General features: G+C 73.5%; 20 protein-coding genes and 1 tRNA gene. 9 read left to right on the plus strand and 12 right to left on the minus strand.

Annotation, left to right across the window (positions count from 1 at the left end):
- The first annotated feature begins 63 nt into the window (after window positions 1-63).
- On the plus strand, window positions 64-1,800 hold the full coding sequence (locus tag IPJ95_06190) for a hypothetical protein (protein ID MBK7923211.1): 1,737 nt from the start codon (window positions 64-66) through the stop codon (window positions 1,798-1,800).
- Window positions 1,801-1,989: 189 nt separating this feature from the next.
- Window positions 1,990-3,726, plus strand: a complete 1,737-nt coding sequence (locus IPJ95_06195) for a hypothetical protein (GenBank protein ID MBK7923212.1) — start codon at window positions 1,990-1,992, stop codon at window positions 3,724-3,726.
- On the opposite strand, the gene IPJ95_06200 is transcribed toward IPJ95_06195, so the two are convergent.
- The 5 genes from IPJ95_06200 to IPJ95_06220 form a co-directional block, all read right to left on the minus strand.
- Entirely contained in the window at window positions 3,723-4,319 is a 597-nt protein-coding gene (locus IPJ95_06200) for a YdcF family protein (protein ID MBK7923213.1), read from the minus strand. The two genes, IPJ95_06195 and IPJ95_06200, sit on opposite strands and share 4 nt — an antisense overlap.
- A 73-nt stretch (window positions 4,320-4,392) precedes the next feature.
- A complete protein-coding gene (locus IPJ95_06205) occupies window positions 4,393-5,778 on the minus strand; it encodes an MBL fold metallo-hydrolase (GenBank protein ID MBK7923214.1) in 1,386 nt (461 codons plus the stop codon).
- A 59-nt stretch (window positions 5,779-5,837) separates the two neighbouring features.
- Window positions 5,838-6,761 (minus strand): polysaccharide deacetylase family protein, encoded by a 924-nt coding sequence (locus tag IPJ95_06210; protein ID MBK7923215.1) that lies wholly within the window; start codon window positions 6,759-6,761, stop codon window positions 5,838-5,840.
- Window positions 6,761-7,438, minus strand: coding sequence for a uracil phosphoribosyltransferase (upp, locus tag IPJ95_06215; GenBank protein ID MBK7923216.1), 678 nt, complete (start codon window positions 7,436-7,438; stop codon window positions 6,761-6,763). The genes IPJ95_06210 and upp overlap by 1 nt, the downstream gene beginning before the upstream one ends.
- Window positions 7,439-7,549: 111 nt before the next feature.
- Window positions 7,550-7,885: a hypothetical protein gene (locus tag IPJ95_06220; GenBank protein ID MBK7923217.1), complete on the minus strand. Its 336-nt coding sequence runs from the start codon at window positions 7,883-7,885 to the stop codon at window positions 7,550-7,552.
- A gap of 132 nt (window positions 7,886-8,017) precedes the next feature.
- Between IPJ95_06220 and IPJ95_06225 the strand changes: the two genes are divergently transcribed.
- Window positions 8,018-8,090: transfer RNA gene (locus IPJ95_06225), tRNA-Phe, on the plus strand.
- A gap of 40 nt (window positions 8,091-8,130) precedes the next feature.
- On the opposite strand, the gene IPJ95_06230 is transcribed toward IPJ95_06225, so the two are convergent.
- Window positions 8,131-9,942 carry a flotillin family protein gene (locus tag IPJ95_06230; protein MBK7923218.1) on the minus strand — a complete coding sequence of 604 codons (1,812 nt, stop codon included), beginning with the start codon at window positions 9,940-9,942 and terminating at the stop codon, window positions 8,131-8,133.
- Window positions 9,943-10,099: 157 nt separating this feature from the next.
- On the opposite strand from IPJ95_06230, the gene IPJ95_06235 reads away from it, so the two are divergent.
- Window positions 10,100-10,510, plus strand: coding sequence for an SET domain-containing protein-lysine N-methyltransferase (locus IPJ95_06235; GenBank protein MBK7923219.1), 411 nt, complete (start codon window positions 10,100-10,102; stop codon window positions 10,508-10,510).
- Here the strand turns inward: IPJ95_06235 and IPJ95_06240 are convergent.
- From IPJ95_06240 to IPJ95_06260, 5 genes are all read right to left on the minus strand, one after another.
- Window positions 10,507-11,226: an SGNH/GDSL hydrolase family protein gene (locus tag IPJ95_06240; GenBank protein ID MBK7923220.1), complete on the minus strand. Its 720-nt coding sequence runs from the start codon at window positions 11,224-11,226 to the stop codon at window positions 10,507-10,509. The two genes, IPJ95_06235 and IPJ95_06240, sit on opposite strands and share 4 nt — an antisense overlap.
- Window positions 11,227-11,310: 84 nt before the next feature.
- The gene (locus IPJ95_06245; GenBank protein ID MBK7923221.1) at window positions 11,311-12,156 is read right to left on the minus strand and encodes a hypothetical protein; all 846 of its coding nucleotides are present in this window, start codon (window positions 12,154-12,156) and stop codon (window positions 11,311-11,313) included.
- A gap of 3 nt (window positions 12,157-12,159) precedes the next feature.
- Window positions 12,160-12,711: a hypothetical protein gene (locus IPJ95_06250; GenBank protein ID MBK7923222.1), complete on the minus strand. Its 552-nt coding sequence runs from the start codon at window positions 12,709-12,711 to the stop codon at window positions 12,160-12,162.
- 62 nt (window positions 12,712-12,773) lie between these two features.
- Window positions 12,774-13,619, minus strand: coding sequence for a phosphodiester glycosidase family protein (locus IPJ95_06255; GenBank protein ID MBK7923223.1), 846 nt, complete (start codon window positions 13,617-13,619; stop codon window positions 12,774-12,776).
- Window positions 13,616-14,332: a hypothetical protein gene (locus tag IPJ95_06260; protein ID MBK7923224.1), complete on the minus strand. Its 717-nt coding sequence runs from the start codon at window positions 14,330-14,332 to the stop codon at window positions 13,616-13,618. Before IPJ95_06260 ends, IPJ95_06255 begins: the two co-directional genes overlap by 4 nt.
- Before the next feature lie 294 nt (window positions 14,333-14,626).
- Between IPJ95_06260 and IPJ95_06265 the strand changes: the two genes are divergently transcribed.
- A complete protein-coding gene (locus tag IPJ95_06265; protein ID MBK7923225.1) occupies window positions 14,627-15,235 on the plus strand; it encodes a hypothetical protein in 609 nt (202 codons plus the stop codon).
- A 97-nt stretch (window positions 15,236-15,332) separates the two neighbouring features.
- A complete protein-coding gene (locus IPJ95_06270) occupies window positions 15,333-16,382 on the plus strand; it encodes a DUF2911 domain-containing protein (GenBank protein MBK7923226.1) in 1,050 nt (349 codons plus the stop codon).
- Between the two features lie 16 nt (window positions 16,383-16,398).
- Here IPJ95_06270 and IPJ95_06275 read toward each other — a convergent pair whose 3' ends face one another.
- Entirely contained in the window at window positions 16,399-16,728 is a 330-nt protein-coding gene (locus IPJ95_06275; protein MBK7923227.1) for a winged helix-turn-helix transcriptional regulator, read from the minus strand.
- A 129-nt stretch (window positions 16,729-16,857) separates the two neighbouring features.
- Here IPJ95_06275 and IPJ95_06280 point away from each other — a divergent pair, with 129 nt between their 5' ends.
- From IPJ95_06280 to IPJ95_06290, 3 genes are read left to right on the plus strand one after another with little or no spacing between them, the layout of a single operon-like run.
- Window positions 16,858-18,264, plus strand: a complete 1,407-nt coding sequence (locus IPJ95_06280) for a TolC family protein (GenBank protein MBK7923228.1) — start codon at window positions 16,858-16,860, stop codon at window positions 18,262-18,264.
- Window positions 18,265-18,301: 37 nt separating this feature from the next.
- On the plus strand, window positions 18,302-19,327 hold the full coding sequence (locus IPJ95_06285; protein MBK7923229.1) for an efflux RND transporter periplasmic adaptor subunit: 1,026 nt from the start codon (window positions 18,302-18,304) through the stop codon (window positions 19,325-19,327).
- Window position 19,328: 1 nt separating this feature from the next.
- Window positions 19,329-22,502, plus strand: a complete 3,174-nt coding sequence (locus IPJ95_06290; GenBank protein ID MBK7923230.1) for an efflux RND transporter permease subunit — start codon at window positions 19,329-19,331, stop codon at window positions 22,500-22,502.
- The last annotated feature ends 76 nt before the right edge of the window (window positions 22,503-22,578 follow it).

Below are 22,578 nucleotides of genomic sequence, written 5' to 3' on the forward strand. Positions count from 1 at the left end.
CCCCGCCATGGGTCGAGAATAATAGCGGGCCCGGCTCCCCTCCGGCCCCGGCAAGGACGGTCCATGGCGGCAGTGGTGGTCGCAGGCGCTCCAGGGCAGCCGCGCGATGACGTGACGCGGTGGCTGGCGGCGGCGGCGGTGGTGTGGGGCGGGTGGGCGCTGTTCGCGCTGCTCGGGCCGTTCGCCGAGTGGAGCATCCCCTGGCGCTACGCCGGCTTCGGCTTCTCCACCGCGGTGGAGGGGGCGCTGTTCTGGCGGGCGGCGCGGCGCGCCGACCTGGGCCCGCGGCTGCGGCTGGCGCTCGGGATCTCCGCCGCGGCGTTCGGGGTGAGCGCCTTCTCCTACCTGTACAGCGGCGCCGCCACCCTCGGGGCGCTGCCGCCGTTCCCCACGCTGCTCGACGACGTGCTCACCTTCGCCACCTACGGCATCGCGGTGGTGGGGCTCCTCTGCTGGCCGCTGGCGCCGCTGCCGCGCGGGCGGTGGTGGCACTTCGGGCTCGACGCCACCATCGGCATCGCGGGCATGGGGCTCTTCTTCTGGGTGCTGTCCACGCTGCCCGGGGACCCGGTGGGCGCCCCGTCGCAGCGCGGGTTCCTGCTGGCGCTGAGCGCGGCGCAGCTGCTCGACCTGGTGGCGCTCAACGTGGTGCTGGTGCGCGGGCTGCCGCTGCCCACGCCGCGCGCGTTCCGGATGTACATGGCCGCCCTCGGCCTCGAGGTGGTGAGCCTGGTGGTGATCCAGTACTTCGCCGCCACCCTGCCCCCCTACAGCGTGAGCCGCTACGACGACGCGCTCTACATCGTGGTCCAGCTGCTGTACGTCCTCGCCGGGCTGCTGATCCTGCATGACCCGGTGGAGGAGCCGGCGCCGTCACCGCTGCCGCCGTGGCTGCTCACCTTCAACCCGCTGCCGCTGCTGGCCATCGCGGGCGTGGCGGCGCTCTTCCTGTCCGAGGTGACCCGCGGCGACGGGGCGATCGAGACCGTGCTCGCGCTCGGGCTCGTGGTGCTGGTGGCGCTGCAGACGATCCGCCTCGTGGCGACGGTGGGGGAGAACGCGCGGCTGGTGCAGCATGAGGCGGCGCTGCAGGGGGAGAAGCTCGAGGCGCTGCGCCGGATCTCGGGCGGGATCTCGCACGAGTTCAACAACATGCTCACGGCGGTGATCGGCCACGCCGAGCTGGGCCTGACGGAGGTGGATCCGGGCAGCCGGGTGGGGCGGGATCTCGAGGGGATCCGTGCCGCGGCGGAGCGGGCCTCGGTGCTCACCCGGGAGCTGCTGGCGTACAGCGGGGGCCAGTTCACCGGCCGGGAGCGGCTGGACCTGGGCGCCGAACTGCGGCGGCAGGCGCCGCGGATCCGGCAGGCGGCGGGAAGCCGGGTGTCGGTGATCGTGCAGCTCCCGGACGGGCCCGCGCGGGTCATCGGCGACCGGGCACAGCTGGCGGAGATGGTCCTCGCGCTGGCGCGCCACGCCGAACGCCGGATGCCGTCGGGGGGGACCCTGACCCTGGAGCTGCAGCGGGCGCTGCTGCAGGCGCCGGTCGGGGTGGCGGCCGGCACCCTCCCGGCCGGGGCGTACCTGCGGCTCGCGGTGACCGACACGGGGCCCGCGCTGCCCCGGCCGGCGGTGGAGCGGATCTTCGAGCCCTTCTCCACCTCGGCCGACAGCGGGATCCCGGCGCTTGGCCTGGCGGCGGTGCAGGGGGTGGTGGCGGCGCACGGCGGCGGCATCGTGGCCGCAAGCGAACCGGACCAGGGGCTGCAGCTCACGCTCTACCTGCCGGAGGCGGCATAGGCCCCGGCCACGGACGGCGCCGCCTGCCCCACCCGCCCGGCCGAAGGGCCAACGGAACCCCGCGCAGGGGGTTGCCGGCCAGCCGCCGGGACGGCCGTCCTTCTGCGGCGGCGTCCGCGCGGTAGATTCCCCGGCAGCTTTCCGCCCACCCTGATCGCCGTCCCTCACCCGTTGCACCCGCGGACGCCGATGCTCGACGCCGTCGCCCATCCCACGCTCCGCCCCGCCCCCCAGCGGGCCGCCGCCGCCGTGCCGGCGTGGATCTGGGCCAGCGGCGCGTTCCTGGTGCTGGCCAGCGTGGTGCTGGCATTGCCACGATGGGTGGAGCCCCCGGAGACCGGGCTGCTGGTGCTGTTTGAGGTGCGGCTGCTGATCGAGGGGGCGGCGTACCTCTGGGCGGCGGGGCGGCGGGAGCTGCCGCGCGCGCTGCGCGGCGTGCTGCGGCTGACGGGCGGCATCTCGGTCGTCTCGCTGCTCACCAACCTCCCGCTCTTCTGGGTCTCGGGGCGGGCGCCGGAGTGGCTCGGGCTCGCCCTCGACGGCTGGATGTTCCTTTCCTACATGCTCTCGGCGCTGGCGCTGCTGCTGTGGCCCCGGGTGGTGGCGCGGCGCTGGGACGCGCTCACGCTGCTGCTCGACCTGGTGATCACCGCCGGCGCGATGGGCGCGCTGGTGCTGATCGAGGTGACCTTTCCGCTGGCGGACGCCACGCCGGATGTCGCGGAGACGCGGTGGTCGCTGATCTACGGGCTGGCGCAGGTGGCCTCGCTGGCGGGGCTGTCGGTGATGGTGGTGCGGGGCCGGCCGATGCCGTCCCGGCGGGCGTTCTGGTGGTTCGTGGGGGCGCAGGCGGCGTACCTCCCGGCGCTGCTGCTCTCCCAGCTGGGGATGGCGGAGGTGATCACCAAGGTGGCGGGGCGGGTGCTCTATGTGCTCGGGGTGCTGCCCGCGCTGGTGGCGGCGGTGCATATCCGGCGGGACCCGGTGGACCTCGAACCCGCCACCGCGGGGCCGCTGTGGCTCCGGGACCTGAGCCCGCTGCCACTGGTGACGCCGGTGCTGGTGGTGGTGGCGCTGCTCCACGCCATGACGGAGGGGCCCCCGAGCCGGGTGCAGCCGCTGGTGGCGATGCTGATCGTCACCACCCTGCTGCTGGTGATCCGGGTGCTGCTCTCGGCGGGGGAGAGCGCGGCGCGGCTGCGGGAGGAGGCGGAACGGGAGCGGCGGCTGCAGCGGGAGAAGCTGGCGACGGTGGGGCGGCTGGCCGGCGGGCTGGCGCACGAGTTCAACAACATGATGACGGTGGTGGCGGGGCACGCCGAGTTCGCCGAGCGAGCGGTGCCGGCGGGGCACGCGGCCCACGAGGACCTGGCGATCATCCGGGAGCAGTCGGAGCGCGCGGCGCGGCTGACCCGCCAGCTGCTCTCGTTCAGCGGGCAGCAGGTGTTCCGGCTGGAACCGGTGCCCATCGGGCGGCTGCTGGCGGAGCTGCGGCCGCTGCTGGAGCCGGCGGTGGCGCTCGCGCCGGCGCCGGGGGTGGAGTTCCTGGCGGTGCGGGCCGACCTGCCGCTGCTCACGGCCGCGCTGCAGCAGCTGGCCCGCAACGCGGTGGAGGCGGGCGGCGCCGCGCCGCCGGTGCTGCAGCTGACGGCGGTCGCGTTCGCCACGCGGCTGGAGAGTCCCTACCTGCCGGTGCCGGCCGGGCGCTACCTGGCGCTGGCGCTGCGCGACACCGGCAGTGGCATCGCGGTGGAGGACCTGCCGCGACTGTTCGACCCGTTCTTCACCCGCAGGCCGGTGCACAGCGCGGGCGGGCTCGGGCTGGCGGAGGTGTACGGGGTGGCGGTGGGGCACCACGGGGGGATCACCGTGGCCAGCGCGGTGGGGCGGGGCACCACCATGACGCTGTACCTGCCGCTCGCCTAGCGTTCGGCGCGCACGCCCATCAGCACCACCGGGATCTTCCACGCCTCCTGGGCAAAGAAGAACAGCTCCGCGCTCGGCCGCTGGCTGATCGGGCTGGTGCGGGTGGGGCAGGCAAAGGCGGTGAGGCCGGCGCGGCTGGCCTCGATGCGGAGCCGGAGCATGTGGAAGGGGTCGCTCACCAGCAGGACCCGCGGGGTGTCGCGTTCCAGGGCCCAGTCCGCCACCGAGCGGACCGAGGACTGGGTAGAGCGGCCCTCGGGGCGCACCACGACGGCCGCCTCCGGCACGCCGTGCCCCACCAGGTACTGCTGCCCCACCGTCGCCTCGCTCACCCGGTCCCCCTCCCCGATCCCGCCGGTCACCACCACCGTCGGTGCGAGTCCCTCGCGGTAGAGCGTGAGGGCGTGATCGAGCCGGGCCCGCAGCACGGGGGAGGGCTTGCCGTTGTACTGGGCGGCGCCGAGGACCACGATGGCGTCCGCCAGGCGGCGCTGGTCCTCGCGGCTGACGAGGTAGACGGCGAGGAGCGAGACGAGGTAGAGGAGCGCCGGCGTGAGGACGGCGGCGAGCAGCAGGCGGCGGGAACGAGGCACGGGCGGAAGTTAAGCGGGGGGGCGGTAAAGGCGGTACGGCGGTAAGGCGGTAGGGCGGTACCGCCCGTCCCGCCTATCCGAGGTCGAAGCTCTCGCCCTGCGCCGGCACGTCCACCTGGCGCACCCCCTCCTCCTTGAGCAGCTGCGCCATGGCGAGGGTGGCCTCGCGCTCGCCGTGGACCACGAAGGCGCGCTTGATGGGGCCGCCGAGCTTGCGGAGCCAGCCGCGCAGCTCGTTGCGGTCGGCGTGGGCGGAGTAGCCGCCGATGGTCTCCACGCCCGCGCGCACCGGCAGCTCCTCGCCGAAGATCTTCACCACCCGGGCGCCGTCCTGGATGCGGCGGCCGAGGGTGTGCTCGCCCTGGAAGCCGACGAAGAGGACCAGGGTCTTGTGGTCGCCGACGTGGTTGGCGAGGTGGTGCAGGATGCGGCCCGACTCGGCCATGCCGCTCGCCGCGATGATGATCGCGGGGCCGGGCATGCCGTTGAGCTTCCGGGAGTCGCTGACGTCGCGCACGTACTGCACCAGCGGGAAGTCGAACAGCGCGGTGGTGCGCTCGATCAGGTGCTCGTCGCGGTCGAAGAGGTCGGGGTGCAGCCGGAAGACGGCGGTGGCGTCGACCGCGAGCGGGCTGTCCACGAAGATCGGAATGCCGGGGATCTTCCCGCTGCGGAAGAGCTGGTGCAGGCTGTACACCAGCTCCTGGGTGCGGCCCACGGCAAAGGAGGGGATCAGGATCTTCCCGCCGCGGCCCGCCACCTGGCGCACGATGTCGCCCAGGCGCGTCTCGGCGTCGGTGACGGTCTCGTGGGTGCGGTTGGCGTAGGTGGACTCGATGATCAGCGTGTCGACGGGGCCGGCCGGCGGGTCGGGGTCGCGGATGATGGGGAGCCCGGGCCGGCCGATGTCGCCGGAGAAGACCAGCCGGTGGGTGGCGCCCTCGGTGATGCGGAGGTCCACCGAGGCGGAGCCGAGGATGTGACCGGCGTCGGTGAACTCGAAGGCGATGTGCTTGCGCAGGTGCTGCACCCGGCGGTAGGGCAGGCCCAGCATGAGGTCCTGCACCGCCACCGCGTCGGCCAGGGTGTAGAGCGGCTCGCTCTCCGGCCCGATCTTCTTCCGGCGTGCCAGGAACTCGGCGTCCTTCTCCTGGATGTGCGCCGCGTCGGGGAGCATGACGGCGGAGAGGTCGCGGGTGGCGGCGGTGGCGTAGATGGGGCCGTGGAAGCCGCGCCGCACCAGCAGCGGCAACCGTCCCGCGTGGTCGATGTGGGCGTGGGAGAGGATCACGCCGTCGAGGGTGCGGGGGTCGATCGGGAGGTTGGCGTTGAGCGCGTGCGCCTCCGAGCGCCGCCCCTGGAACAGCCCGGCGTCGAGCAGGAAGCGCGCGCCGGCGGCCTCGAGGAGGTGCATCGAGCCGGTGACCTGGCCGGCGGCGCCGTGGAATGTCAGGCGGATGGGCATGGGCATCGGCTCGTTGGGTCGGCGGTTCGACGGTTCGACGGACGGGTGGGCGGCTAGCGCGCCGCGGCCTGGACCCACTCCGGGACCTCGGGCTCCCCGCGGAAGGTACTCCCGGGGAGGCCGCGGGTGATGGCCCAGCGGTGCAGCCAGCTCATGCCCGCGGGGCCGGTGTAGCGGTCGTCCGAACGATACACCGGGTCGGCCAGCGCCTGCGCCAGCGGGATGGCGGTGTAGCCGCGCCCGGCGAGCAGCCCCGCGATCCGGGGGAAGGTGGCGGCGTTCAGGGCATTGGCGTGCAGCAGCAGCACCTGCGGGATCTCCCGCCCCGTGATGGCCACCGACTGCCGCTCCCAGAAGACCACCACCCGCTCCAGGTAGGCCAGGTACTCCGCGGTGATGCGGTCGGCGGCGGCGCGGTCGCCGCGGTCCCGCGCCAGGTCGTAGGCGCGGGCAAAGAGGTAGTCGCCGTTGTCCATCGTCACCGGCGCCACCTCGTAGCCGTGCGCCTCGAGGAAGGCGAGCAGGGCGTCGCGCACCGCGAGGGAGCGGCCGGTGTGCAGGTAGGGGTGACGGAAGTAGCGGGGCGTGGCGCCGCGCGCGGCGAGCAGCGGCCGCAGGATCGCCTCCCCGGCGAGGAGGTCGGCCTCGACGTCGGCGAGGGGGACCTGGTGCAGGTCGGGGTGGGTGGCGGTGTGGTTGCCCAGCTCGAGGCCGGCGTCGAGCCACCGGGTGAGCAGCGCCACGCGGCGGGGATCCACCGCGCGGTCGTCGCCGCGCAGCTTGCCCTCGTTCACGAAGCCGATCGCGGGGACTCGCGCGGCGGTGAGCGCCGCGACCAGCGCGACGGTGAGCGACTCCTGCGCCGCCACGGGGGTGGCGGCGCGGCTGAGCGGGAGGTCGTCGAAGGTGATCGCGATGCGGCGGCCGGTGTCCCCCTGGGTCATGAGCGCGGCCGCCAGGAGCGTGGCGGCGAGCATCAGCGGGTGCCGAAGAGCCGGTCGCCGGCGTCGCCCAGCCCGGGGACGATGTAGCCCTGGGCGTTGAGGCCGCGATCGAGCGCCGCGGCGAAGATCCGCACGTCGGGGTGGCCGTCGAGCATCCGGCGCACGCCCTCCGGGGCGGCCACGATGCACAGCAGGCGGATGCGGCGGGCGCCGGCCGTCTTGAGGGTGGTCACCGCCGCGGTGGCGGAGCCGCCGGTGGCGAGCATCGGGTCGAGGATGAAGAACTCGCGCTCGTGCGCCATGCCGGCCAGCGCCGCGGGGCCCTCGCGCTCATCGCCCGGGATCTTGGCGTAGTAGTGATGCGGCTCGAGGCTCTGCTCGTCGCGCGCCACGCCGATGTGCCCCACCCGCGCGGTGGGGAGCAGCTGCGAGACGCCGTCGACCATGCCGAGCCCGGCGCGGAGGATCGGCACCAGGGTGAGCTTCTTGTCGGAGACCATCCGCCCGGTCATGTGCTCGAGCGGCGTGTCGATCTCGTGGGTCTCGGTGGGGAGGTCCTTGGTGGCCTCGTAGGCCATGAGCATCGCGATCTCGCTCACCAGCTGCTTGAAGTCGCGGGTGCTGGTGGCCCGGTCGCGCAGCAGGGTCAGCTTGTGCTGGATGAGCGGGTGCTCGAGGACCGTGAGGTTCGGGTGGCTGGGGTGGGGCATGCCTCAAGATGGGGCGGGGGGCAGAAAACGGGAAGCGGGAAACGGGAAATGGGAAGCGGGAAACGTCGGGGGAGAAGCTGCGGCCCGGCCCCTGGCTTGTGACGGCCCAGGTCAGGGGATGTCGAAGATCACCGGCCGGCAGACGTACTCGCCGCTGGGGCAGACGGAGGCCACGATGCGGCCGGCGGTGGGGCCCGTGACCAGGGCCTCGGGGGGCTCGGTGAAGTAGGCGGAATCGGTGGTGAGGGACGGGGAGTCGAAGAGCACCACGCTGCTGTCCGCGCGCTGGAGTGCGGGCCGCTGCTGGGCATTGATGCGGGCCCCGGCCGCCGGGACCAGCCGGAGCCGGGTGCCCTCCGGCACCGGCGCCCGTTCCACGGCCAGGTAGGGATTGGGCGTGGGGGCACAGCCGGCCAGGAGGGCCGCGAGGAGGAGGGGGCGGAGCATGGCGGGGAGGATAGCCCGCCGGGGCGCCGGCCGGGAGGCGTGACCCCGTAAGGGTTTGCGGGGGCGGGGTTTCCGGTTCCGGACGGGCCCCTTTCACCGCCCCCCTCCGATCCTTATATTCCCGCCCCTCGCGGCTGGGTAGCTCAGTTGGTAGAGCAGCGGACTGAAAATCCGCGTGTCGGGGGTTCGATTCCCTCTCCAGCCATGGCCACACCAACGCCGCCCCGACCGGGGCGGCGTTCGGCTTACTTGCCCACCGCTTCCTTCTTCGTCGCATCCCGCAGCGCCATGGCCAGCAGCACGTCGAGCGGGCCGCCGGAGCCGCCGCCACCCGCCACCGCGATGTCCGGCACCAGCTTGAGCTGGCTGGTGGCCAGGTTCCGGAAGATGTCCATCGCCGCGTAGTACTGCGGATCGACCGACTCCACCTTCCGCTTGAGCACCTCCGCCTCGGCGGCGCCGACGGCCTTGATCCGCCCCGCCTCCGCGGTGCCGGTCACGGTGGTCACCTCGGCGTCGGCGGCGGCGTTGGTGGTCTTGGCCTCGGCCTCGCCCTTGGCCTTCTTCACCGCCGACTGGGCGTGGAACTCGGCGATCTGCACGCTCCGCTCCGCGTCCACCACCTGCGCCTGGGTGTTGGCCAGCGCGCGCGACTGCTCCAGCGCCTGGCGGGTGGCCTCGGCCTCGCGCTGGGTCTCGTAGGTGATCCGCTCCTGCTCCGCCAGCTTCCGGTCGGTCAGGGTCTTCATCAGGCTCTCGGGCGGCGTGATGTCGCCGATGAGCGTGTCGACCGCCTGCACGTCGTACTGCTCCAGCGCGTGCTGGATGTGCTCCCGCGCCTCGCCCTGGCGCTGGGTGCGCTCCTTGAGGAACGAGATCGCGTCCGACTTCTGCGCCGCGTTGCGGAAGTAGTTGCCGATGGTCGGCTCGAGCACCTGGGTGACCAGGTTGTCCATGCTGCCGAACCGCGCGATCACCTTGGGCGCCGAGGAGCGCGGGATGTGGATGATCTGCGAGACGTCGAGGTTGAAGGTGAAGCCGTCGGAGGAGCGCACCGTGATGGTGGAGAGCTTGGCGTCGAGCTTGTGCGCCTCGGTCTTCCCGGTGGCCCAGTTGAGCACCACGTTGGTGGTGGGGACCGCGACGACGTGGTTGGTCTTGGGGTTGATCGGGTACATGCCCGGGTCGAGCGGCTCGACCCACACGCCGCGCTGGCCCGGCTTGACCAGGTTGCCGTGCTTGAAGCCCTCGCCGGTGACGTCGGCGCCGGGCTCGCCCACGAAGGCGATGACCACGCCGGCGTGCCCGATGGTGACCTCGGTCATGTTGGCCAGCTCGACCGTGGCGAAGTTGGGGTTCAGGTAGTAGCTGCCCGGCATCATCACCTGCGCCTGCAGGCCCTTGGTACCGCCGCTGGTGACGAACGCCTCGCCGTCCTGGAAGGTGTTGTGGCCCGGCACCTCGCGGCCGGCGATCTCGCCGGTCTTGAGCGGGGAGCCATCCTGCGTGGTGACCATGCCCAGCTTGCCCTCGGGAATCTCGAGCACCGGCACCAGCTTCACCGAGAAGAGGGCGGTGTTCACCCGGTAGGTGCCGGGCGGGATGATGGCGATCTGGGGCCCGCGCTGGCCGCCCTTGAGCAGGAAGCCGCGGGCGTTCTGGAAGGCGTCGCAGTCCACCTCGCGGCCGAAGACCCGCTTGGTGAGGGGGGCGCCGTCCTTGGCGTCGACCACGCCGAGCTTGCCCTCGGGGATGTCGATGAAGGGGACGACGCTGATCTCGTACTGCCAGGGCCAGTAGCCCCAGTGCAGGCCCGGCGCGAGGGTGTCGGCCTGGAAGCCGGCCTCGCCGTGCAGCGCGATGATCTTGCCGTCGGGGAGGGTGCGGCTGCTGCCGAGGAGGACCCAGCGCTTGCGGACCACGCCGATGGCGGTGCCGGGGATGATCACGGCGCCGAAGAGCCGCAGCACCACCTTGTAGAAGACCACCACCACCGCGAGCAGCACCAGCCACCACGCACTCGAGAGCACGCCCGCCACCGCTTCGACGACGTCCATGGGAGACTCCACGACGGATGAGGAAGACCGCGTACCCGCCCGCGACCGGGGGGAAACATAGCAGCCCCGGTGCCCCCCTTCCCCCCCGCCGCACCGCGGGCGAGATTCCCGCGCCGCCAGACCGGCCCGACGTCCACTTCAGCGCCCGACGCACCCCATGACCGCCTCCGCGCCCTCGCCGATCCTGCTCGAAACCCCGTCCATCGTGGTGCGCCGCGACCCGCTCAAGGGCCGTGGGGTGTACGCCGCCCGCGCCATCGAGGAGGGGGAGATCCTGGACCTCGCCCCGGTCTCGATCATCACCGCGGCGGAGGCGGAGCTGCTGGAGGGGACCCCGCTGGCGCACCACTACTTCCACTGGGATGGCGACGAGGACGACGAGGCGGGGTGGCGGGGGGCGATCGCGTACGGAGTGGTGAGCCTGGTGAACCACGCCGAGGACGCCAACGCCGGCGTGTGGCAGGAGTACGAGCGGGAGCTGGTGGTGCTCGAGGCGCTGCGGCCCATCGCGGCCGGCGAGGAGATCACCATCCACTACGACGTCGAGCTCTGGTTCGACGCGGTCTAGCGTTCCTCCGCCAGGACCTGCCGGGCCACCTGCTGCAGCTGGCGCGCCGCCGCGGCCCCGATCTCCGGGTGGCCCGGCACCGCGGCCGGGAGCATCGCGGGATCGGCGCCGGTGAGCACCGCCACCAGCACCACCGCGGCCAGGTAGGTGCCCGCCACCGAGGGGTGGAAGCCATCGCCTGAGGCCACCGAGGGGGTGGGCGCGGCGGTGAGCGCCAGCCGCCATGCGGCGCCCGCCGGCGCAAACCGCCCCGCCACCGCGCGCGCCGCGTCGCGGTAGTTGACCCGCGCATCGTCCGTCGCCGCCACCCGGTCCACCCCCGGCCACACCATGTAGAGCACCGGCTCCGCCCCGGCCCGCCGGATGAGCGGGGCCCACTGCCGGGTCCACTCGATCAGGTGCACGCGGCTGTCGGGCTGGGTCGAGGGGCCCTGCTGCAGCACCACGAAATCCCACCGCGCCCCGTCCAGCCGTGCCCGCGCCGTGCCCTCCCCCATCAGGTCCTCGAGCGAGGCGTTGGGCAGCGCCACCATGCCGGTGACGGGACGGGGCACGCCCGCCTGCTCCGTGACGGCGGCGACCATCGCGGGGAGGTCGTTGACGTAGGTGAACGAGTTCCCCAGGAACAGGATGCGGGTCGGCTCGGCGGGCGCGCCATCGGCGGGGGCCTGGCAGCCGAGCAGGGTGAGGCAGAGCGAGAGCAGCGCGAGGGGCATGCGGCAAGGTACGCCGCCGCCCCCGGGGGGTGCTGTTCGAGTCCGGTAAGCCGCGTTCCCGGTGGCGGAGGCATGGCGGGCCGGTCAGTCGTCGCCGCGGCCCTCGTGCTCGCTGGCGGAGCGGTGGCAGCGGACGCAGTCGGCGAGGTTGCGGATGCCCTCCTCGCGGTGCTCGCCCAGGATGTTCCGGGGGGTGTGTTCGTGGCAGCCGTAGCAGGTGTAGGTGCGATAGGTGCCGGGCTGGTCATGGCAGGTGGCGCAGCGGGCGTTGTGGTCGCGGTCGAGCACGAAGTACCGCTCGTGGGCAAAGTCGGCCGGGGACCAGGCGCGGGTGGTGTGGCAGTCGGCGCAGTTCGCGGCGGCGTCGGCGTGCAGGCCGTCGTCGGGGCGGTCGGCGTCGTGGCAGGCGGCGCAGCGGCGGCTTCCCGCAAAGCGCTGGTGATCGAACTGCGCCGGGGTCCAGGCCTCGGTGGTGTGGCAGGCGGCGCACTCGTCGGTCAGCCGCTCGTGGGTGGCGTCGGCGGGGCGGCTGGCCTCGTGGCAGCTGCCGCAGCGCTCGCGGTCGGCGGCGGCGAGGCCGTCGTGGGCAAAGGGCCGGGTGGCGTGGGCCGGATCGGCGCCGGCGTGGTCGGTGTGGCAGGCCAGGCAGTCGGCGGCGCCGGGCGACCGATGCAGCCCCACCAGGCCCGGCCGCGGTTCCCAGCCCGCCGGCCGCACCTCCCGGGTGCGCCCGATGCTGTCGGGGGCGTGGCACGCGGTGCAGCGCGCGGCCGGGGTGCCCTGGAAGGGCACGTGGCAGCCGAGGCAGTCGGCGGCGAGCGCGGCGTGGCCGGCCACCAGCGGGCCGGGATTCAGCGCGGAGGCCGGGGTGAAGACGGCGAGGGCGGTGCCGAGGAGCAGCGTGAGCAGGAAGACGGTGCGGGCGCGCATCGGCTACCAGTCCCGCAGGAGGATGACGCTCGCGATGTGCACCAGCGCGAGCGCCACGAAGACCGCGTTGAGCGGCATGTGGATCAGGCGCCACTGGCGCATCAGGTCCACGGTGGTGGCGTCGAGCAGGCGGTTGTCCTCCGGCTCGGGCCGGGTCTCCTGCGCTTTCAGGGTATCAACCGCGCGGCGCAGCAGCACCGCGCCGGTGATCCCGCTCGCCACGACGATCAGCATGGCGGCGAGCGCGAGCCACGGGAGGATCGCGTTGAAGTGGATGCCGCTGTGCAGGATGATGCAGAGGGTGCCGAGCCAGCCCAGGGTCTCGTGCAGCTCGAGCAGCCGCTTGGGCGAGCCGGCGCGGAGCAGCTTCCGCTTGCGGAGCGAGTAGAGGAACGACGCGAGGACGAGGAGGGTGCCGACGGGCCCGAGGTACCAGCCGATGGCGGCGAGGCCGGCCAGGTGGAGCGCGTAGTCGAACCCGATCCCGGCCAGGATCAGCCCGGCGAACAGCGCGGCGTTGGGCAACAGCTGCCGGACCACGAGCGAGCGATGCATGGACGGACCTCCCGGGACGTGGCGCAATGGTAGCCCCGGGAGATGAACCCACGATGACCGGGCTAGCGCTCCACCACCACCACGCCCAGGGGGACCTTGCGCCAGCCGCGCCAGGCCTGCCAGCGGCCGCCACTCTCGCGCACCGCCAGCTGGGCGGAGATGCCGCCATCGAGCGCCACCGCGCGGCGGCACCCTTCCTCCCGCAGCAGCCCCGCGGTCTCGGCCAGGGTGAGCCCGAAGGGGATGGCGCCGCCGGCCTCGCCCAGGCCGTCGAAGCGGGTGAGCAGCACCAGCAGGCGGCCGTCGGCCAGGTGGCAGAGGGCGAGCCGCGCATCGCGATGGGTGATGCCCACCCCGCTGCCCGGCGTGGTGAGCGCGGCGGGGATCTCGCCCTCGCCCACCAGCAGGGCGGGATAGGACTGGAGGGCGAGCTCCACGCCGCCGGCCGCGCGCGCGGCGGCGATGCTGTCCGGCGGCAGGAAGCGCACGCTGCCCGCGCGGTCCACCACCACCGCCTGCGACAGCGGGCCGCTCCCCGGCGGGCGGAGTTCCACGCCGTCCATGACGGTCCAGCCCCACGGCGCGATGCCGCTGAACTGGCCGGCGTTGAAGGCGGCGAGCGCGGTGGCGGGGGCGCTGTCCACGGTCCACACGCCCTGGTCGAACCCGGCGCCCAGCCGGGTCTGCAACCGGAGCCGCACCCGCGCCGGATCGATCCGGAGCAGGTGCAGCTCGGTCCAGCGCCCCTCACCCGCGGCCGCAACGGCGCGCTCCCCCAGCTCGACGCCGGGGCGCACCGCCCGCCAGGTGGTGACGCCCGCGGCCGCGGGCGCGCGGCTCCCCGCGCCGGTGACGAGCAGCATCGCTCCCCCCAGCGCGGCGAGCAGCAGGGTGCGTCCGGTGATCACCCGAGCCCCACGGCCTTGAGCCGCTCGCGCAGCTCGCGCTTCTTCGCGTCGACGGCCTGCTTCTCCTTGTCGGCCAGGCCGGCGCGGTTGCCCGCGGAGAGGTAGGTGTAGACCAGCTCCTTGAACTGCGCGTAGTCGGTGAGCGACATCCCCGCCGCCTCCGCGCCGGCCTGCTCCGGGTTGGCGGCGGGCTGGCGCTGGATGGCCTGCTGCTCGGGCGTGGGCTGGGCGGGCGCGGCACAGGCGGCCTGGATGCGGGCCTGCATCTCGGTGGCCAGGGTGGTCATCCGCTGCCCGATCTGGCTGGCCTTGTTGTAGTCGCCCTTGTCGACGGCTTCCTTGGCCTGCGCCTCGAGCCGCTGCAGCTCGGGCCAGGCGGGGTCGCTCGCCTTCTTGTCCTCGTAGCACTGCCCCTGCCGCGCGGAGGCGTTGCGCGCGGCCTCCTCCCGCTCCTGCCGCAGCCGCTCCTGCTCCGCCTGCTGCTGCCGCACCGTGGCCTCGGCCTTGAGCCCCGCGAGCAGGTGATCAATGGACTCCGGGGTGGCTTCCGGGCCGGCCATCCGCGCCGGCTGGTCGGTGGACGGGATGCCCGCGGCCTGGGTGGCCTTTTCCTTGGCCTTCCGGGTGAGGCCGCCGAGCTGGGCCTCCGCGGGCTGGGCCACGAGGGACAGGGCGACCAGCAGGCTGGTCAGGGCGAGCGAACGGCCGGACATGGTGCGGCTCCGAGGTATGGGTGACGGGAGAAAGCTACTCAACCCCATCACCCTCCGGTCACCCCCGGATCACCCGGAGCCGCATCCGGTAAGCACATGACGATTAAAGAGATAGGATAACGACGCGCAGGAGACCGCTGGCGCCTCGAGCCGCGGCCGGGCTCCGGTTCTGACCCGCTCGATCAGCGATCGTGATGGGGCCGTGACGACTCGCGGCGTGATTCGCTCGTGCCGAGGGCCCGGGCGCTCCGCCCTGGCCCGACCGGCCTTGCTGAACTGAGATGGGAGTCCGCCATGCTCCTGATTGCCCTGGCCGGAACCCCCGGCCCGACGCTGAGTCCGTTGCTGCTGCTGGCCGCGGCGGGCGCGGTGGGTACGGTTGGATGGGCCACGCTGATGGTGGCCAAGTCACTCGCGAAGCTGCGGAGTGAGCTCGAGGAGTACAAGGAGTCGCAGCGCCCCGCCCCGCCGCCACCGCCGCCGGGGCGCCCGGGACGGCCGAGCGCGCCGACGTTCGGCGGTCTGTACGAGGCCCGGCCCTCCGCGATGGCTGGCCTGGGCGAGCATCCGTGGACGCTGCCGCTGTTGGCGGGCGGCGCCTGCACTGTCGTGGCTCTGCTGCTCGGCTTCACCAGCCGGCCGGCGGCCCCGGAGGGGCCGGATGCCGCCCAGGAGGTCGCCGCGGTGCGGGCCGCGCTGGATTCCGTCTCGGGTCGGGTGAAGACGCTGGAAGATTCGCTGCAGACGCTGCGGACCGCCTCTGCCTCCGCCGCGGCTCCGGCGCGCACCACGCTGGCGGCGCGTACGCCGCGGCGGTCGGCGGCGATTCCGCCGGCGCCGGTCATCCCCCCGGCGCCCGCCATCCGCCCCGCGCCGGCCACGCCCGCGGGCGTCACGCCCTGAGGGGGGTGGTCGAGGATTCGAGGCGGAACATCCAAACCGGGAGGGGATGGGACTCGTAGGAACGCGGGTCCCATCCACGCCACCTTCCGGAGGTTCCATGCTGGCTCGCCGTCGGCCGTTGCTGCTGTTCGCGCTCCTGCTCGTCCCCACCCTTCCCGCCGCCGCCCAGCAGGGCGCTCCCACGATGGTCCTCCCCTGGGCGAGCCAGCGGGCCGGGGTGCGGCAGACCATCGGCCTCACCGACATCTCCATTGATTACAGCCGTCCGGCGGTGAAGGGCCGTAAGGTCTGGGGCGAGCTGGTGCCATTCGACTCGGTGTGGCGCGCCGGGGCCAACATGAACACGGTGCTGGCGGTGACCTCGCCGTTCACGGTGGGGGGCACGCGCCTGCCGGCGGGGCGGTACGGCCTGCACACCATCCCGGGCGCGCAGCAGTGGACGATCATCCTCAACCGTGAGGCGGAGAACTGGGGGAGCTTCAGCTACGACCAGGCCAAGGACGCACTGCGGTTCACGGTGACGCCGCGCGCCGCCGATCACGTGGAGTTCCTGCAGTACACGCTGGAGGCGCCCGGTGATTCCACGGTGACGGTGACGCTGCGCTGGGAGAAGCTGGCGGTGGCGTTCCCGCTCGGCGTGTCCACCAACGCGGTGGTGCTCGACAGCCTGAGCCACCAGCTGGCGGGGATCCAGCAGTTCTGGCCCACGGGATGGCTGGAAGCGGCGCGCTGGGCGCTGGCGCACAACACGGGGCTCGACCGCGCCGAGGCGTGGGCGGACCGCGCCGTTGCCCTGCAGCCGAGCTTCGCGTCGCTGCGGACCAAGGCGGCGGTACTGGAGCGCCAGGGCCGGAAGGCGCAGGCCGATTCGCTGCGCGCCCGCGCGCTGACGCTGGCCACCGAGGCCGACGTGAACGTGCTCGGCTACCAGTACCTGGGGGAGCGAAAGCTGGACGAGGCGATCGCGCTGTTCCGGCAGAACGTGCGGGACTACCCGAAGTCGTGGAACGTCTACGACAGCCTGGGGGAGGCGCTGGCCGTGAAGGGGGACAAGCGGGACGCGCTGGCCAACTACCAGAAGGCGCTGGACCTGGCGCCGGCGGGGCAGCACGCCCGGATCCGGGCCGCGATGACGGCGCTGCGGTAGGCGCGCCGGGGGGCGCTCAGCCGGTGAAGAGCTTCTTCCGGCTGTGCGCCTCCTTCTCGAGCCGCCCGCACATCAGCTCGCACAGCTTGAGCACGTCGTTGTCGGCCAGGCGGTAGTAGGTGCTGACGCCGTCCTTGCGGCGCTCCACGAAGCCGGCGGCGTGCAGCAGCTGCAGGTGCTTGGAGACGTTGGCCTGGCCGAAGCCGGTGAGGGTGAGGATCTCCGACACGTTGCGTTCGCCGCCCTTGAGGGCCTGGAGGATCTCCAGCCGCGAGGGTTCGGCGAGCGCCTTGAAGCGATCGGCGATGTGGAGCAGCTGGTCCTGGGTGAGTGCCTTGCCGGCCATGGGATCGGGGCAGTCCCCGCGATTGGTGACCATATAATGATGTAGTGAAAGCGGGCCGCCCGGCAACCGGCCCCCGTCCGCGGGCCGTGGGCGGGGGTTGACCATTGGTATATATGACTATATGGTTATATGGTCTTTCGCAAGGGGCCGACGCCCCGGGTCACCGCCATGCCGCTACCGTTCCGCCGTCCGCTGGTCCGCCTGGTCCTCGGGGCCGCGCTGGCCGCCGCGCCCCTCGCGGCGCAGCAGCCGCTCACCCTCGGGGAGGCCCTCGCCCGCGCCGACACCGCCGGGTACGCCAACCGCATCGCCGCCGGCGCCACCCGGGAGCGGGCCGGCGAGGCGCTGGCACCCTACCGGGGGATCCTGCCCTCGGTGCGGCTCGAGGCGGCCTACCTCCGCACCACCGATCCGCTCAACAGCTTCGGCTTCCTGCTCCGGCAGCGGGCCGTCACCCCGGCCGCGTTCAACCCGGCCACGCTCAACGACCCCGCCGCCATCGGCAACCTGATGACCGGGGTGGTGCTGGAGCAGCCGCTGTTCAACGCCGACGCCTGGCTGGGCCGGCGCGCGGCGCGCGCGGCGCGCGACGCGACGGCCGCCTCCGAGACGTGGACCCGGGGCGGCACGGCGGTGCAGGTGGTGCAGGCGTACTTCGGCGCGGTGCTGGCCGCCGAGCAGGTGACCACGCTGCGCGCGGCCAGCGCGGCGGGCGCGGCCCACGTGCGGCAGGCGGAGGCGATGGTGCGGCAGGGCATGGCCACCCGCTCCGACGCCCTGCTGGCCTCGGTGAAGGCGGGGGAGGTCGACGCGCAGCTGCTCGAGGCCGAGCGCCGGGCGCGTCAGGCGCGGCGGGGGCTGGCCACGCTGCTGGGCGCGCCGGCGGACAGCGGCTGGACCCTCCCCGATTCCCTGCCGTCCCTGGACGCGGTCCGGGCGGTGGCCGGGCTGGCCGGGACCGACAGCGGCGGCGCCGCCGCCCGGGCCGACGTGCAGGCGGCGGAGCTGGGCCGGGCCGCCGCGGAGGCGGACGCGCGCCGGGCGGCGGCGCTCTACCTGCCGCGGCTCAACGGCTTTGGACGGCTGGACTGGAACTCCGCGGACGCCCCGTTCAGTGGCAAGAGCGCGTGGACCCTCGGGGTGATGCTCTCCTGGTCGCCGTTCGCGGGGGCGCAGGAGCTGGCGGAACGGCGGAGCGCCGCGGGACGTCGCGACGGGGCGCGAGCCATGGCCCAGGCGGCGGGGGCCCAGGCCGCGCTCGAGATCGCCGCCGCGCGGGACCGGCAGGCGGTGGCGCTGGCGCGGCTGGCGATCGCCGACCGGTCGGTGGCGCAGGCGGCCGAGGCGCACCGGATCGTGGGACGGAAGTACGACGGCGGACTGGCCACCGTGAGCGAGCTGCTGGATGCCGCGACGGTGGAAACGGCCACGCGGCTGGGGCTGTCGGCGGCGCGCTACGAGGTGATCGTGGCGGCGGCCGAAGCGCGGCAGGCCCAGGGACTGGAGCTCGGCGCGCTCCGCGCGCTCGATCGCTGATACCTCGAACCGGGCCGCTGGCCCGGGAGAACATGCAATGCGGACGCACGGCTGGCTGGTCCTGGTGACGATGGCGATGGCGCAGGGGTGCGGTGGGTCGGGAGAGGTCGAACCGGCCGCGAGCCCCGGCGCCACGGCGCACGGCGCAACGTTCACCGTCCGGGATACCACGATCACCGCGGGGTTCGATGCCACGGGGGTGGCCGAACCGGTGGAGCGTGCCCTGCTCAGCACCAAGCTGATGGGGAGCGTCACCGCGGTCCTGGTGCAGGAGGGCGACCAGGTCCGTCGCGGCCAGGTGCTGGCCCGGATCGACGCGCGGGACGTCGAGGCCAAGCGGGCGCAGGTGGAGGCGGGGATCGCGGCTGCGGAGGCGATGTACGCCGACGCCGAGACCCAGGCGGGGCGCTTCCGGGCGCTCTACGCCGACAGCGCGGCCACGCGGTTCCAGCTGGACCAGGTGGAAACGGGGCTGGCGCGGGCCGAAGCCGGGCTCCGCACCGCGCGGGCGGCGCGAAGCGAGCTCGACGCGGTGGGGTCGTACGCCGCGGTGGTGGCGCCCTTCGCCGGCGTGGTGACCATGCGCTACGTGGACCCAGGCGCCTTCGCCGCGCCGGGCGCCCCGATCGTGGAGGTGCAGGACGCGAGCCGGCTGCGGGTGAGCGTGAGCGTGCCGACCCGCGTGGCGCGCGGCCTCCGCCCCGGGCAGGCGCTCGAGGCGATGATCGAGGGCCGGGCGTTGCCGGCCACGATCGAGGGGCTGGTGCCTTCGCCGGCGGGCGGGGTCTACACCGTCAACGCGGTGGTGCGGAATCCCGCCGGGGAGTTCCTCCCCGGCAGCGCCGCGACGCTGCGGGTGCCGGACGGGACCCGGGCGGCGATCCTGGTCCCGGCCGCCGCGCTGGTCCGCGAGGGGGACCTGGTGGGGGTGCGGGTGGTCTCGGGCGGGAGCGCCGACCTGCGCTGGGTGCGCACCGCCGGCGACGCGCCCGCCACGGGCGGCCTGGTCGAGGTGCTCTCCGGGCTCACCGCCGGCGACGTGATCCTGGCCGGGAGCGACTGACATGGGCTTCGCCGGACGGATTGCCCAGCGGTTCCTGCACTCCAAGCTGACCCCGCTGCTGATCATCGCCTCGCTGGCGGTGGGCGCGCTGGCCATCGTGGGGACGCCACGGGAGGAGGAGCCGCAGATCTCGGTGCCGATGATCGACGTGATCGCGGCGCTGCCGGGCGCCGGCCCGGCGGAGGTGGAGAACCTCCTCACCCGGCCGATCGAGCAGCGGATGTGGGAGATCCCCGCCGTGGAGCATGTGTACAGCATGGCCGGCGAGGGGTACACGATGGTCACGGTGCGCTTCAAGGTCGGCGAGGACCAGGAGCGCAGCATCACCCGGGTGCACGCCCGCCTGGTGGCCGACCTGGACCGGATGCCGGCCGGCGCGCTGCCGCCGCTGGTCAAGCCGCACTCGATCGACGATGTCCCGATCCTCACGCTGACGCTGTCGTCCACGCGGGACGGCTCCAACGCGCTGCGGCAGCTCGCGGTGCAGCTGGAGGAGGAAATCCGCACCGTCACCGACGTGGCGGCCACGCAGGTGATCGGCGGGGCGCCGCGGCAGGTGCGGGTGGAGCTCGACCCGGCGCGGCTGGCCGCGGCCGGCGTGACCCCGGGCGAGGTGACGCAGGCGCTGGCCGGCGCCAACGCCCGGCTCGACGCGGGCGAGCTGCAGAGCGCGGGGCGGAGCTATCGGGTGCAGGTGGGCGCGCCGCTCCACAGCGGCGCGGAGGTGGCGGGCATCGTGGTGAGCGCGCGGCGCGGGGTGCCGGTGTACCTGCGCAACGTGGCCACGGTGCGGGAGGAGTTCGGCGAGCGGGAGAGCTACGTCAGCCACGCGGGCCGGGAGGGCGGAGCCGCAAGCGCGGTGACCCTCAGCGTGGCCAAGCGGAAGGGCGCCAACGCCACCCTGGTGGCGCACCAGGTGCTGGCGCGAGTGGAGCAGGCGCGGGCGCGCCTGCTGCCGCCGGAGGTCACCGTCACCGAGACCCGGAACTACGGCGAGACCGCCCGCGAGAAGGCGAGCGAGCTGATCCTGCACCTGGTCATCGCCACGCTGTCGGTGACGGTGCTGATCTGGCTCTTCCTGGGATGGCGCGAGGCGGTGGTGGTGCTGGTGGCGGTGCCGGTGACGCTCGCGCTCACGCTGTTCAGCTACTACGCCCTGGGCTACACCCTCAACCGGATCACGCTGTTCGCGCTGATTTTCTCGATCGGCATCCTGGTGGACGATGCGATCGTGGTGGTGGAGAACATCTACCGGCACCTGCAGCTCGGCCTCAAGCCGGCCGGCGAGGCGGCGGTGGAGGGGGTGGACGAGGTGGGCAACCCGACCATCCTCGCCACCTTCACCGTGATCGCGGCCATCCTGCCGATGGCGTTCGTGCGCGGCCTGATGGGGCCCTACATGCGGCCCATCCCGGTGGGGGCCAGCGTGGCCATGCTGGCGAGCCTCGCGGTGGCGTTCATCGTGACGCCGTACATCGCGCTGCGGCTGCTGCGGGGGCATGTCGGCGGCCCGTCGGCTCGGCGGCACGATGACTCGGCTCCGGCCGCACCGCCACCCGGTCCGGCGGATGGCCGATACGCCCGCTTGATGCGCCGGCTCATGGAGCGGCGGGGCACCCGGCTCGGCTTCTACGTCGGGGTGGTGGCGCTGCTGCTCGCCTCGATGGGGCTGGTGGCGCTCAAGGTGGTGCAGGTGAAGATGCTCCCCTTCGACAACAAGTCGGAGTTCCAGGTGATCCTGGACCTGCCGGAGGGGACCACGCTCGAGACCAGCGCGGCGGCGGCGGCCGAGGTGGCCAGGTACCTGCGCGGGGTGCCGGAGGTGCGGCATACCCAGGTGTACGCCGGCACCGCGGCGCCCTTCAATTTCAACGGACTGGTGCGGCACTACTTCATGCGCCAGGGCAGCACCGTCGCCGACGTGCAGGTGAACCTGGTGCCCAAGGAGGAGCGGTCGCGCCAGAGCCACGCGATCGCGGTGGCGGTGCGGCCGGGGGTCGATTCGATCGCGCGGCGGTACGGGGCCAGCGCCAAGATCGCGGAGATCCCGCCGGGGCCCCCGGTGCTCTCCACGCTCGTCGCCGAGATCTACGCCGGGAGCGACTCGGCCCGGCTGGCGGCCGCCACGCGGGTGAAGGAGGTCTTCGAGCACACCCCGGGCGTGGTGGACGTGGACTGGACCGTCGAGGCGCCCGAGACGCAGCTGGCGTTCCGGGTGGACCGGGCCCGCGCGGCCCAGGCCGGGGCGAGCGTGGAGCAGATCGTGCAGACGGTCTACCTGGCGCAGGCCGGCATGCCGGCGGGGCGGCTGGCCAGCGCCACGGCGCGGGAGGGGATCGGCATCGTGCCGCGGCTGCCGCTGTCGCGGCGTTCCTCGGTGGCGGCGCTGCTGGCCCTGCCGGTGCCCACCATGAGCGGGCCCCAGCCGCTGGGGCGGTTCGTCACGGTGGACAGCACCCTGCGCGAGGGCACCCGGCACCGCCGCGACCTGCGCCCGGTGATCTACGTGACCGGCGACGTGGCGGGCAGCATCGAGAGCCCGGTCTACGCCATCCTGACCATGAACCAGGCGCTGGATACCATCCGGGTGGATGGCGCCGGGATCCGGCGCTACAACGCGGTGCAGCCCGACCAGCTGGACGAAGTGGCGATGAAGTGGGATGGCGAGTGGCAGATCACGATCGAGGTCTTCCGCGACCTCGGCCTGGCGTTCGCGGCGGTGCTGCTGCTGATCTACGTGCTGGTGGTGTGGTGGTTCGAGTCGTTCAGCATCCCGCTGGTGATCATGGCGCCGATCCCGCTCACCCTGGTGGGCATCCTGCCGGGGCACGCGGTCACGGGGGCGTTCTTCACCGCCACCAGCATGATCGGGATGATCGCGCTCGCCGGGATCATCGTGCGCAACTCGATCCTGCTGGTCGACTTCATCCAGCTGGCCGAGCGCCGTGGCGTGCCGGTGGCGGAGGCGGTGATCGAGGCGGGAGCGGTGCGGTTCCGGCCCATCGCCCTGACCGCGGCCGCGGTGGTGGTGGGCGGGCTGGTGATGGTGCTCGACCCGATCTTCCAGGGGCTGGCGGTGGCGCTCATGTTCGGCGCGATCGTGGCCACGCTGCTCACGATGGTGGTGGTGCCGCTGCTCTACTGGGAGCTGCGGCGGCGGCAGGTGGGGGCGTAGGGTTGGCGGGAAGCGGGAAGCGGGAAGCGGGAAGCGGGAAGCGGGGAGAGGGAAGAGGGAAGCGGGAAGAGGGAAA

It is taken from the genome of Gemmatimonadota bacterium, from assembly GCA_016713785.1.
Taxonomy (GTDB): Bacteria; Gemmatimonadota; Gemmatimonadetes; order Gemmatimonadales; family GWC2-71-9; genus JADJOM01.